The 11,488-nt window shown below is 62.1% G+C and carries 14 protein-coding genes; 7 read left to right on the top strand and 7 right to left on the bottom strand.

Going from position 1 to position 11,488, the window contains the following annotated elements:
• Positions 1–190 precede the first annotated feature (190 nt).
• From rho to hemE, 4 genes are all read right to left on the bottom strand, one after another.
• Positions 191–1,447: a transcription termination factor Rho gene (rho, locus tag VEJ16_07655; protein ID HYB09529.1), complete on the bottom strand. Its 1,257-nt coding sequence runs from the start codon at positions 1,445–1,447 to the stop codon at positions 191–193.
• Between the two features lie 248 nt (positions 1,448–1,695).
• Complete coding sequence (gene hemJ, locus VEJ16_07650) at positions 1,696–2,133, bottom strand: protoporphyrinogen oxidase HemJ (protein HYB09528.1); 438 nt, start codon at positions 2,131–2,133, stop codon at positions 1,696–1,698.
• Between the two features lie 23 nt (positions 2,134–2,156).
• Positions 2,157–3,185 carry a ferrochelatase gene (gene hemH / locus VEJ16_07645; protein ID HYB09527.1) on the bottom strand — a complete coding sequence of 343 codons (1,029 nt, stop codon included), beginning with the start codon at positions 3,183–3,185 and terminating at the stop codon, positions 2,157–2,159.
• Positions 3,186–3,206: 21 nt separating this feature from the next.
• Positions 3,207–4,277 (bottom strand): uroporphyrinogen decarboxylase, encoded by a 1,071-nt coding sequence (gene hemE, locus VEJ16_07640; GenBank protein ID HYB09526.1) that lies wholly within the window; start codon positions 4,275–4,277, stop codon positions 3,207–3,209.
• Positions 4,278–4,852: 575 nt separating this feature from the next.
• Here hemE and VEJ16_07635 point away from each other — a divergent pair.
• Genes VEJ16_07635 through dnaQ form a run of 5 tightly spaced genes read left to right on the top strand, consistent with a single transcriptional unit; the run spans position 4,853 to position 8,521 of the window.
• Positions 4,853–5,719, top strand: a complete 867-nt coding sequence (locus tag VEJ16_07635) for a pyruvate, water dikinase regulatory protein (protein ID HYB09525.1) — start codon at positions 4,853–4,855, stop codon at positions 5,717–5,719.
• Positions 5,716–6,381: a Maf family protein gene (locus VEJ16_07630; protein HYB09524.1), complete on the top strand. Its 666-nt coding sequence runs from the start codon at positions 5,716–5,718 to the stop codon at positions 6,379–6,381. Before VEJ16_07635 ends, VEJ16_07630 begins: the two co-directional genes overlap by 4 nt.
• Positions 6,381–7,217: a shikimate dehydrogenase gene (locus VEJ16_07625; GenBank protein ID HYB09523.1), complete on the top strand. Its 837-nt coding sequence runs from the start codon at positions 6,381–6,383 to the stop codon at positions 7,215–7,217. Before VEJ16_07630 ends, VEJ16_07625 begins: the two co-directional genes overlap by 1 nt.
• Position 7,218: 1 nt before the next feature.
• The gene (coaE, locus tag VEJ16_07620) at positions 7,219–7,857 is read left to right on the top strand and encodes a dephospho-CoA kinase (GenBank protein ID HYB09522.1); all 639 of its coding nucleotides are present in this window, start codon (positions 7,219–7,221) and stop codon (positions 7,855–7,857) included.
• The gene (dnaQ, locus tag VEJ16_07615; GenBank protein ID HYB09521.1) at positions 7,850–8,521 is read left to right on the top strand and encodes a DNA polymerase III subunit epsilon; all 672 of its coding nucleotides are present in this window, start codon (positions 7,850–7,852) and stop codon (positions 8,519–8,521) included. The genes coaE and dnaQ overlap by 8 nt, the downstream gene beginning before the upstream one ends.
• A 13-nt stretch (positions 8,522–8,534) precedes the next feature.
• Here dnaQ and secB read toward each other — a convergent pair whose 3' ends face one another.
• The 3 genes from secB to VEJ16_07600 form a co-directional block, all read right to left on the bottom strand.
• A complete protein-coding gene (gene secB, locus VEJ16_07610) occupies positions 8,535–9,023 on the bottom strand; it encodes a protein-export chaperone SecB (GenBank protein ID HYB09520.1) in 489 nt (162 codons plus the stop codon).
• A gap of 156 nt (positions 9,024–9,179) precedes the next feature.
• A complete protein-coding gene (locus tag VEJ16_07605; GenBank protein ID HYB09519.1) occupies positions 9,180–9,716 on the bottom strand; it encodes a histidine phosphatase family protein in 537 nt (178 codons plus the stop codon).
• The gene (locus VEJ16_07600; protein ID HYB09518.1) at positions 9,713–10,207 is read right to left on the bottom strand and encodes an FxsA family protein; all 495 of its coding nucleotides are present in this window, start codon (positions 10,205–10,207) and stop codon (positions 9,713–9,715) included. Before VEJ16_07600 ends, VEJ16_07605 begins: the two co-directional genes overlap by 4 nt.
• Positions 10,208–10,505: 298 nt before the next feature.
• On the opposite strand from VEJ16_07600, the gene VEJ16_07595 reads away from it, so the two are divergent.
• Both VEJ16_07595 and VEJ16_07590 read left to right on the top strand, forming a co-directional pair.
• The gene (locus VEJ16_07595) at positions 10,506–11,213 is read left to right on the top strand and encodes a Tim44/TimA family putative adaptor protein (GenBank protein HYB09517.1); all 708 of its coding nucleotides are present in this window, start codon (positions 10,506–10,508) and stop codon (positions 11,211–11,213) included.
• The coding region (locus VEJ16_07590; GenBank protein HYB09516.1) for a murein transglycosylase at positions 11,191–11,488 on the top strand (298 nt) is incomplete at its 3' end. The genes VEJ16_07595 and VEJ16_07590, both read left to right, overlap by 23 nt.

The raw sequence follows: 11,488 nt of genomic DNA, 5'->3' as shown, positions 1-11,488 counted from the left end.
AATCAAACCTATCGCTTGGCCGATGCGGCCCAAGCCCATCGCGATCTCGAAACGCGGAAGACGACGGGATCGACGGTGCTAATGCCGTAGGGTATTGACGCACCCGCGCGCGGCGCCCGGCCGGGCGCCGCGTTTTTTGCGTGGGCGCAAGGGCTAGTTGCCCTCGAATGTGCGAAGAACCTTCGACGCGCTACTGATTCATCGATTGAAAGAATTCGCCGTTCGTCTTGGTGTGGCGAAGCTTGTCGAGCAGGAACTCCATTGCGTCGTTCATGCCCATCGGCATGAGAATGCGCCGCAGCACCCACATCTTCGCCAGCACGTCCCGTTCCACCAGAAGCTCTTCCTTGCGCGTGCCCGAACGTGTGATGTCGATCGACGGGAAGACGCGCTTGTCCGAGAGCTTGCGGTCGAGAATGATTTCGGAGTTGCCGGTACCCTTGAACTCCTCGAAGATCACTTCGTCCATGCGCGAGCCCGTATCGATGAGGGCGGTGGCGATGATGGTGAGCGACCCGCCTTCTTCGATATTGCGCGCGGCGCCGAAAAAGCGCTTCGGCCGCTGGAGCGCGTTGGCGTCGACGCCCCCTGTCAGCACCTTTCCCGAAGAGGGCACCACGGTGTTGTAGGCGCGCGCCAGGCGCGTGATCGAATCGAGCAAGATGACCACGTCGCGTTTGTATTCGACGAGGCGCTTTGCCTTCTCGATCACCATTTCGGCGACTTGAACGTGCCGCGCCGCCGGCTCGTCGAAGGTGGAGCTGATGACTTCGCCCTTGACCGAGCGCTGCATGTCCGTGACTTCCTCCGGCCGCTCATCGATCAGGAGAACGATCAAATAAGCGTCCGGATGATTTGCCGCGATCGAGTGGGCGATGTTTTGCAACATCACCGTCTTGCCCGTTCGCGGCGGGGCCACGATCAAGCCGCGCTGACCCATGCCGAGGGGGCTGACCAGATCGATCACGCGGGCCGTGAAGTCCTTGATCGTCGGATCGCCGAGCTCGAGCCTGAAGCGCCGATCGGGATAAAGCGGGGTGAGATTGTCGAAGTTGATGCGGTGCCGGACCTTGTCCGGCTCCTCAAAATTGATCTCGTTGACTTTGAGGAGCGCAAAGTACCGCTCGCCGTCCTTGGGCGCGCGGATTTGTCCCTGCACGGTGTCGCCCGTGCGAAGTCCGAAGCGGCGTACCTGGCTGGGCGACACATAGATATCGTCCGGACCGGGAAGATAATTCGCCTCGGGCGAACGAAGGAAGCCGAAGCCGTCCTGCAAAATCTCGAGCACGCCGTCGCCGAAGATGCCGATGTCGCGCTCGGCAAGAAGCTTCAGAATGGCGAACATGAGCTCCTGCTTGCGCAGATTGCTCGCGTTCTCGACCTGTAGCTCCTCGGCATAGGTCAGCAGATCGGCTGGTGTTTTCGATTTGAGTTCTTGGAGATTCATTCCGCGCCTACTTCGCGACGAATCGAGGGGAAAGGGGAAAGCGACAGGGCCTGACGTCGAGCTGGGTAAGCGGAGAAGCGCCGGAAGAGCCCGGCCGGATCAACAAGCGATAATCTCGGAAAGACGCAGGTCTAGGTCGCCGTGGGACGTCGCTTCGATAAATCCCTCAAACAAACGCCTCCGTCAAGAGAAATACGGTCGGGATTCTGCCCGTACAAGGGCTCTCGCCAATTATTTACCGCCATTCCCTAAAAAGGCTTAACGACAACCATGGCCACGACCACGATCATGGCGGCCGTCACCGCTTCATTCATGATGCGAAAGAAGCGCTGGGAATGCCGGTTTTCCCCCGCCGCGAACGCTTTCCGCCATTTGCCCATGGCGTGATGCAGCGCGGTCAGAACCGCCACCATCCCGAGCTTTACGTAAATCCAGCCGAGAGACCAGTCGACAATCCCTGGTATGCTGAGCAGACCACCGCCTAAAATGTAGGTCGCGACCATCGCCGGATTCATGATCAGCCGCAGAAGTCGCGCTTCCATGATCTGGAACCGCTCTGCTTCGGGCGAGCCGTGGGCGACCTCACAGTGGTAGACGAAGAGCCGCGGCAAATAGAGCAACCCTGCCATCCACGCGATAATACCGATCACGTGCAGTGCCTTGATCCAGTGATAGTATGCTGACATGTGCCGCCTACAATATATTGATTTCAACCGATGGGGCACTTCACGCAATGGACAGGGCATATCCGGTGCCCCCCTTCCGGTTCGACCCCGTCAACGCCCCCGGATCGCGTTCTCACCAACCGGGCGAGGCCCGCAATGAATGCGTCGCCAGCCGACACCGTCGGCGCGCGCACATAGGCCGGCACCCCAGCGCGCCTGGCAAGTGCTGCATACTCGATATCCAGTTCCACAAGTGTCTCGGAATGCTCCGACACGAATGCGATTGGAACGACGACGACCGGGACCTTGTCGCCGCCGGCGCGTTCGATTTCCTTATCCGTCGCAGGGCCGATCCATTCGAGCGGTCCAACGCGGCTCTGGTAGCATAAGACCCAATCCAAATCGCGCTTGCCGAGGGACGCGACGACCGCGGCACAGGATTGCTCGACTTGCCACGGGTAGGGATCGCCGGCGGCAACGATTTTTTTGGGCAAGCCATGGGCCGAGAACAGGACCCGCGGCGGCCCGACATCGTCCATTTTGGCCAATGCGTCCTCGACGCTTTGCGCCACGGCGCCGATGAATCCCTCGTTTCGGGGGTAGCAGCAGATCGCATATTGGGGTGCCGCAAGACCGGCCGATTGCGCCGAGCGGAACCAGGCCGTGAGAGAAGAGCCCGCCGTCGTGGTCGAAAATTGGGGATAGAGCGGAAGCAGAACGATCCGGTCCGGCGCGAAAGCCTTCACGGCAGCCGCGGCTTCGTCGATGAACGGATGCCAATAGCGCATTGCGACGAAGCACCGCACATCGCCGAGGTCGCGAAGGCGAGCTTCCAATGCTCGTGCCTGGGCCATCGTGTTCTCGAGAAGCGGCGAGCCGCCTCCGATATGTCCATAAATATTCCGCGCGATTGGCGCGCGTCGCTTGGAAATGAGCTTGGCCAGAAGCCAACGAAGAGGGGCAGGCGCTCCAATGATGGCGGGATCATTGAAAAGATTGAAGAGGAACGGCTCGACCGCCTCAGGGCGGTCCGGCCCGCCCAAATTGAAAAGAACGACCGCAAGCTTGGCCATCGAGAAAATCGCTGACCAGGGTTAAGTCTGCGATTGAGCGGCATCGGCAGGGTCGCACTGCCAGTTTCGCACGATTTCAACGAGCGCCGCGACATGCTCGGGTGGCGTCGTCGGCAGCACGCCGTGGCCAAGGTTGAAGATGAATGGCCCCTTTCCCCATACCGACAAGATACGCACGGCCTCTCGCTTCATCGGCTCTCCACCGACCAGGAGCAGGACGGGATCGAGATTGCCCTGAAGGGTGCATCGATGCTGCATCTCGTGGGCCGCCCACGCGAGCGGAATCGATGGGTCGAGGCCGATGCCATTCACGGCTGTTTCACCCGCGAACCGAAGACAACCATAGCCGGCGCCGCGCGGAAATCCGATGATCGGCACATCCGGGCAGGATTTCCTGACGCGTGCGACGATCCCTTTCACGGGCTCGATCGACCACTGCTGGAATTCCCGTTCGGCAAGCGCGCCCGCCCAACTCTCGAATATCTGGAGAACCTCCGCCCCATGCTCGACTTGACGAACAAGATAGGCCGCGGTTGCCTCAACAAGAACTGCAAGGAGTCGCTCGAATGCCTCCGGATTGCGATATGCCCACCCCTTGATCACGGCGAAATCGCGCGCGGTTCCGCCTTCGACCATATAGCTCGCGACCGTCCACGGGGCGCCGGCAAAGCCGATCAGGCTCGTTCCATGGGGAAGTAGCCCAGCCACTCGATCGATCACCTCATAGATCGGGGCCAATTCCTCATGCAATCTATCGCGACGAAGCCTCTCAACCGAGGCTTCATCCGCCAGCGGCTCGACAAAAGGACCCTCACCACTCGCAAATCCGACTTTTCGCCCAAGCGCATGGGGGATGACGAGGATATCCGAGAAGATGATCGCAGCGTCCAGCCCGAAGCGGCGCAACGGCTGCAACGTCGCCTCGGCCGCCAGTGCTGGATCGAAACAGAGTTCCAAAAATCCACCCGCCCGCGACCTCAGTTCCCGATATTCCGGCAAATAGCGGCCCGCTTGGCGCATGAGCCAAATCGGCACTGCATTACCGCTCTCTCCCTTGAGCGCTTTCAGCAGTGGCTTTAGCGGTGCTTGCATGCGGGCTTACCCGATCCTCCGAATCATGGCCCTCTACTCTTCTAAGACTCTTAAGAGAAAGGTAGTTGTAGTGGTTGATAGGGGTGAAGTCTGGGGACACAAAGTTACCCCCATAAGATGCCGACAGCCAGTATCATTGCGCTTGTGCGACCGTTTCGTCGTGGACCGATGGCGGCAATACGGTGTCGATTCTCGTGTCGTACCGCAACGCTGACGGTACGGCAACGGCTGTACTCGATCCTTAGCAAGCCTAGTGCCGTTGCGCCAACCCGCCGCAACTCTGCCTTGCGGACAGACGTTCAAGATCGGATGAGGAACGCGTCGCGATCCGATGACCTCCCATCAACCACAAAGGCGTGCGCTCAACTCACTCGGTAGGAATGCTGGGGAAATGGGGGATAAAAAGGACGCGTCTTGGCTGCTGCCCCTGTCTTTCACAAGGGTGCGGTTGAACGATGCACCGGTTGAAAAGAGCGCCTGCTCGTAAGACCTAAACGGGGGTCGAATTTTGCGCATTCCGGTCGGCGAATGTGTTATCCCCGTTCGAGTGTGTTTTTTGCACGGATCGCCCCGCTATGGACGGGTCGGCCGATACCGCCGAGGTTGACGCAATAGCCATGGTTCCCCGCAAGCGCCATCTGCACATGGTATCGGATGCCACCGGCGAGACGGTCCACAATATCGTCAGAGCTTGCTTGGTCCAGTTCGAGGGCATCGAAGTCGTCGAGCATATGTGGCCGCTCGTTCGGACCAAGAACCAGCTGGAAAAAGTCCTGGCCGCGATCGGGGAAGAACCAGGCCTCGTGCTGTTCACCTTGGTCGACAAACATCTCCGCACGGCACTCGTGGTGGGACTGCGGCGGATGAAAGTGCCGCACATCTCGGTGTTGGATCCGATCATGGGCGCGCTGACGAGCTATCTCGGCCTGCGCAGCCGCAATCTTCCAGGGCGTCAACACGAACTCGACGCGGAGTATTTCAGCCGGATCGACGCAATGCAGTTCGTGCTTGCCCACGACGACGGCCAAGCGACGTGGGACCTCGACCATGCGGATGTGGTACTCGTCGGCGTTTCCCGAACATCGAAGACGCCGACCTGCATTTATCTGGCGAACCGCGGCATCAAGGCGGCGAATGTGCCGATCGTACCCGGTGTGGTATTGCCGCACGAACTTGCCGAGGCGCGGCATCCCCTCATCGTCGGCTTGACCAAGGACCCGGTCCGGCTCGTCCAAATCAGACGCAACCGCATGCGCATCCTGAACGAGGTCGACACGACCGACTACACGGATCTGGAGACAGTCAAGCAAGAACTCGCCGTTGCGCGCCGCCTATTCACGGAAAATGGCTGGCCCGTCATTGACGTGACGCGTCGCTCGATCGAAGAGACGGCAGCCTCGATCATGCAGCTTTATGCCGACCGCAGAAAGCAAATGCAATGAGCCAAGCTCGGACATTCGGTTCGACCGGCGACGAAGCCGCGCTCGGGAGTGCGGCGGCGCATGGCGCGCGCCCGGTGGTGCTCGCGTCGGCCAGCGAGACGCGGATCGCCTTGTTGCGAAACGCGGGCGTGGCTGTGCTCGCCGACGCCGCGGCCATCGACGAGGACGAAATCAAGCGCGGTCTCCGGAAGGAAGGGGCGAGTGCCGCCGAGGTCGCCGAAACGCTTGCCGGGCTCAAGGCGACGAAGGTCTCGCGCCGTCACACGGGGGCATTTGTGATCGGTGCCGACCAAATGCTGGAATGCGGCGGCGCATGGTTCGACAAGCCGGTCGATCGCGACCATGCGCGCGCGCACCTCAGTGCACTGCGCGGAAAGGAGCACTTTCTGATCTCGGCCGTGGCGGTCGTGCATGACGGCGCGCTGCTGTGGCGCCACGTCGATCGCGCGCGACTGCGGATGCGGGCTTTCTCGGATGTCTTTCTCGACGAGTATCTGCGCGAGGTCGGCGAAGACATCTGCCGGTCGGTCGGCGCCTACCGGGTCGAAGGGAGGGGCTTGCAACTTTTCTCGGAAATCGCGGGGGATCATTTCACTGTTCTTGGTCTTCCGCTTCTCCCGCTCCTCGACTTCCTGCGTAATCACGGCGTCGTGGCCAAATGATCCTGAGCGGCAGGGCCAAGCTTGCGGGCGTCATGGGCTGGCCCGTCGACCATTCTCGCTCACCGCGGCTTCACGGCTATTGGCTTGCGCATTATGGGATCGATGCCGCCTATGTCGCGTTTCCGGTCGCACCCGAAAATCTCCCGGTTGCCCTGCGGGCCCTGCCGCTTCTCGGGATCGCGGGCGTCAACTTGACCGTTCCCCACAAGGAAAAGGCCCTCGCGGCCATGGACACGCTCTCGCCGGCGGCACGCCGGATCGGTGCGGTCAATACCGTTGTCGTGCGCGATGGCAAACTCCACGGCGACAACACCGACGGCTTCGGTTTCCTCGAGAGTGTGAAAGCAAGCGTTCCCGGCTGGCTCCCCGCGTCCGGCCCCGCGACGGTGATCGGCGCCGGCGGGGCGGCGCGCGCAATCCTCGCGGCCCTTATCGATGGGGGTGCGCCTCGTGTCTCCCTCGTCAATCGCAGCGAAGCGCGCGCGCAAGAGCTTGCAAACGAATTCGGCGGGCCCCTCGTCGTAAGGTCGTGGGCCGATCGCGATGCAGCACTCGCGGATGCAGCACTCCTCGTCAATGCCACGACACTCGGCATGACGGGCCAGCCGCCTCTCGATCTTGCCCTCGATCGCCTGCCGCCCAATGCTGCCGTATGCGACATCGTCTATACCCCGCTCGAGACCCCCCTCCTTGCAGCCGCGCGTGCGCGCGGCAACCCGACGATCGACGGCCTCGGTATGCTACTTCACCAGGCGCGACCGGGATTCGAGGCGTGGTTCGGGGTCTCTCCCGCTGTCACCGCACAGTTACGCACCTTCGTCATTCAGGGCTTGTGAAATGGTCATCATCGGCCTCACCGGCTCGATTGCGATGGGCAAGAGCACCGCCGCGAAAGTGTTTCGCCGTATCGGCGTCCCGGTCTACGACGCCGATCGCGCCGTTCATCGCGCACTCGCGCGAGGCGGTGCTGCGGTGTCCGCGGTCGAGAAGGCGTTTCCGGGTTCGGTGAAAGACGGTGCGGTCGACCGGACCGCCCTGGGCGCCCGCGTCTTCGGCGATCAGGCGGCGCTGCGGCGGCTCGAGGGCATTGTCCATCCGATCGTGCGGCGCGCCCAGGACAGGTTCCTAAGACGGCAATCGGCGAGGCGAAAGCAACTTGTCGTCCTCGACATTCCGCTCCTGCTCGAATCGGGCGGGCACCGGCGCGTCGATGCGATCGTCGTGGTATCCGCGCCCAAATTCATCCAGGCACAGCGCGTCCTTGCACGTCCCGGCATGACCCGTGCCCGCCTCAAAGGCATCTTGGAGCGCCAATTGCCCGATCGGGAGAAGCGCAGACGCGCGGACTTCGTGGTATTGACCGGCCTCGGCAAGCGCTCGAGCTTGCGCAAGCTACGCCGAATCGTCAACGTATTGCGCGGACGGCGCGGCCTCTATTGGCCGCCACGTGCGCGCTTCAGGAGACGCCATGCGTGAAATCGTGCTCGATACCGAAACCACCGGCCTCGATCCGGCCGCCGGCCATCGCGTCGTCGAAATCGCCTGCCTCGAGCTGGTCAACCATCTCCCAACCGGCAGATCCTACCAGTGCTATCTCAACCCCGAGCGCGACATGCCCGATGACGCACGTTCCGTGCACGGATTGTCGAGCGAATTCCTCGCCGACAAGCCCAAATTCCCCGAGGTCGCGGATGCATTCCTCGCATTCCTGGGCGATGCCCCGCTCGTCATTCATAACGCCGAATTCGACATCAATTTCTTGAATGCCGAACTCACACGCGCAGCACGACCGACTTTACCGCCCGAGCGGGCGATCGACACGCTGGCTCTCGCACGGCGTAAATTTCCCGGTGCCCAGGCGAGCCTCGACGCCCTTTGCAAACGCTTCGAGATCGACGCGAGTGAACGCACCTATCACGGTGCGCTGATCGACTGCGACCTGCTGTCGAAGGTTTATCTCGAGCTGATCGGCGGGCGGCAAGCAAGGCTCGAACTCGCCGCAAGCGTCAGTGCCGAGCACCGGGATCATCGTGAGAACCGCGCCTTCCGGGCCCCGCGCGCTCATCGAGCGAATGCGGAAGAAGTCGAGGCGCACGCGGCCATGGTGGCAACCCTCAAGAACCCTCTTTGGCGCTCTTGACGGACGCGGCCTATTAGTTCGGACGCCCTTGTTGGGCGATTTCGCGGCGATAAAGCTCGACGAAGTCGACGGGCTGCATGAAAAGCGGGGGATAGCCGCCTTCTCGTGTCGCGTCGGCGATGATATTTCGTGCAAACGGGAACAAGAGGCGCGGACCTTCGATCAACAGGAGCGGTCGCATATGCTCTTGCGGGACCGTTCCAAGCGTGAACACGCCGGCATAGTCGAGTTCGACCACGAAAAGGGGTTGATCGCTCGCCTTCGCATCGACGTTGATCTTTATGCTGACCTCGTAATCTTGCGCCTGGAGGTGGTGGGCGCCGACATTCACGCTGATCTGGATGCTGGGCGGGGTTTGATAAACCTGGAAGCTTTGGGGTGCCCGTGGGTTCTCGAAAGAAAGATCTTTAATGTATTGCGCCTTGATCGTCAGCGGCACTTGTCCCTGCTGGGGCTCCGGCGCCGCAGTGGGTGCTGCCGGCTGATTGGATTGATCGGACATTTCGAGGCTCCCTAAGGACGCGCGTGTCGGGTTTGCTTGGGTTGGCGTGTGGCTAGCACGGATTGGCGGAACCGGCAATCACGAGGCTCGCGCCCTCAGCGACCCTTAAGACCTCGGCGGCGGCCGCGCTTGGGAACTTCAAATCCGAGGGCCGCACTAAGGCCGGAACCCTTCGGTCGGGTCGAACTCGATGTGGGCGCCGTTTGCGATCGCTTGCCCGGTCAAGCCGCGGATAAAGCCCCAATGGCTGATTACCGCGACATTGCGCCAATCGGGCATCGTTGACATGGCGGCGCGGAAGCGCTGACAGCGTGTTGCCAATGCAGCGTCTCGCTCCACACCCGCACCCCACCAGCGCTCCTCAAGATGGTCGAACGAAAGATGCGGCCAACGCTCGGCCAGCAGCCTCGGCGACGTGCCGATGTCGCATGCGAACGCCGCGCGCTCGCGCACCAGCGGCTCGATGACCATTGGAAGCGACATGGCCTCTGCGATGATCTCGGCAGTCTCGAGCGTTCGCGTATAGGGGCTCACGATAAGTCGCTTCACGGCTCGCCTTGCCAGGGCCGTTGCAACAGCCTTGGCCTGCTGTCGCCCCGCTTCTGTCAATCGCGGGTCTTCGATGCCGGGGTCGACGCCCGTGGCGCCATAGTGCAGGTTGAAATAGGACTGGCCGTGGCGGACGAGGATCATGGGCGGTCTCCGCCATCGTTGTTCTTGTGACCGAGACGGGGACCAACCTGCCGCGACGAGGGACTCTCATTCGTGGCGCTTTCCTTTTCAATGACGGCGTACTCGGCGTCAATGATCGGGGGGTGCGGACTCTGGTCTTGCGCTTGGAATGTGCGCCAGACACGGCGGCGCACGCGGTGCTGGATCCACGGAACGAAGAGCAAGAGCCCAAGCGCATCGGTCACGAAACCCGGCACGATCAGAAGAGCCCCGCCCAGCAATACGCATAAGCCGTCGAGCATCTCATCGACGGGCGCCTCGCCGCGTCTGGCGACCTCGCGAGCCCTTGTCAAAAGCGCAAGTCCCTGGCGGCGCATCAATGCGATCCCTGCCATCGTCGAGAGGATCGTGAGCCCGATTGTCGGCCAGACGCCGATCCATTCGCCGACCTGGATGAAGACCGCGATTTCAACGAAGGGGAGAATCAAGACGGCAAGAAGGATCAGCGCCACGGCGAACGCTCCGGATTGGACCGCACTCTGCCGCCCGCTTGCACCGGCAGTGTGGCCGGCCTATTTAGTAAGCGCACACACCGGCCCCCCGCGCGGGGATGCTGTACCCCGTGGCGCCGTTCGAGTATCCTGCGCAAGGGTGTAAGGAACCTGTTCGCCATAGGGTGTGTTTAGCCCACGGGCGGCTGCCGGTCCAGCGGACGCCCCAGTGGGCATCCAGGTTGGGCGGGTTTCGAATTCGCCACACGTGGGACAAGGCTGGGGCCAGGCATAAAGGTAGGTACCGAGGCGGAAAGGAATGGACGTGCATTTCATCGACATCATCATCTTTGCGATGATCGCCGCGTTCCTCATCCTTCGGCTGAGGAGCGTGCTGGGCCGTCGCACCGGCGAGGAACGCCAACGCCCCGATCCGTTCCGGCCGACGTCCCTCGACAGAACCGGCGGGGCGAACTCTTCGAGCGATAAAATCGTTCACCTCCCCGAGCGCAATGACCGTGCTGCCCCCGGCAGCGGTGCCGCGATCGAATTGCCGTCTGCAGGAAAAGGAACGCCGCTTGAGTCCGGATTGACCCAAATCGGCGTCGCCGATCCCAATTTCACGCCACAGGGCTTCGTCGAGGGCGCCAAGGTGGCATTCGAGATGACCGTGGAGGCGTTCGCGAAAGGCGAGCGGAAAACGCTTCGTCCGTTGCTGAGCGACCCGGTCTTCGAGCATTTCTCGGCTGCGATCAAGGCGCGCGAGGATGCGAAACAAACGCACCTTACGACGCTCGTCGGCGTTAAGTCCGTCGACATTCTCGATGCGCGGATGGACGGCCGCGCGGCATACATAACGCTCAAATTCGTCTCCGACCAGGTCAACGTGACGAAGGACAAGGATGGCAACGTGGTCGATGGCGATCCGAACAATGTCGCCGAGATCACCGACATTTGGACCTTCGCGCGCAACACGCGTTCGCGCGATCCCAACTGGACCCTCGTTGAGACGCGGAGCGTCAACTGAACCCCGTCGCTTCGTGCGCTCGCGTCACTGGACCTTTCTCGCCCTTGCGCTCGCCGCGGCGACGCTCGCCTCCTGCGAGAAAAAACCGCCGGAACGCCTGACCCTCCAAGCCGTCGAAATCGGCGAGCTGCGCGGCTGGAGCGACGACAGGCTAGCCGAGGCGTTACCCGCGGTCCGAAGCTCCTGCGAGAAACTCACCGCCATGCCGGACGACACGCCGGCAGGACCGGCGGGTACTGGCGTTCGGGCGGCGGACTGGCGCCCGGCCTGCGCTG

It is taken from the genome of Alphaproteobacteria bacterium (assembly GCA_035625915.1).
Lineage (GTDB): Bacteria > Pseudomonadota > Alphaproteobacteria > JACZXZ01 > JACZXZ01 > DATDHA01.
This window is presented reverse-complemented; position numbering and strand designations above follow the sequence as displayed.

Coding starts and splice junctions, on each gene's coding strand:
- VEJ16_07635 (HYB09525.1), top strand. CDS start 4,853: ATGGACGGGTCGGCCGATACCGCCGAGGTTGACGCAATAGCCATGGTT.
- coaE (HYB09522.1), top strand. CDS start 7,219: ATGGTCATCATCGGCCTCACCGGCTCGATTGCGATGGGCAAGAGCACC.
- hemE (HYB09526.1), bottom strand. CDS start 4,277: ATGCAAGCACCGCTAAAGCCACTGCTGAAAGCGCTCAAGGGAGAGAGC.
- hemJ (HYB09528.1), bottom strand. CDS start 2,133: ATGTCAGCATACTATCACTGGATCAAGGCACTGCACGTGATCGGTATT.
- VEJ16_07605 (HYB09519.1), bottom strand. CDS start 9,716: ATGATCCTCGTCCGCCACGGCCAGTCCTATTTCAACCTGCACTATGGC.
- hemH (HYB09527.1), bottom strand. CDS start 3,185: ATGGCCAAGCTTGCGGTCGTTCTTTTCAATTTGGGCGGGCCGGACCGC.
- secB (HYB09520.1), bottom strand. CDS start 9,023: ATGTCCGATCAATCCAATCAGCCGGCAGCACCCACTGCGGCGCCGGAG.
- VEJ16_07630 (HYB09524.1), top strand. CDS start 5,716: ATGAGCCAAGCTCGGACATTCGGTTCGACCGGCGACGAAGCCGCGCTC.
- VEJ16_07595 (HYB09517.1), top strand. CDS start 10,506: ATGGACGTGCATTTCATCGACATCATCATCTTTGCGATGATCGCCGCG.
- dnaQ (HYB09521.1), top strand. CDS start 7,850: ATGCGTGAAATCGTGCTCGATACCGAAACCACCGGCCTCGATCCGGCC.
- rho (HYB09529.1), bottom strand. CDS start 1,447: ATGAATCTCCAAGAACTCAAATCGAAAACACCAGCCGATCTGCTGACC.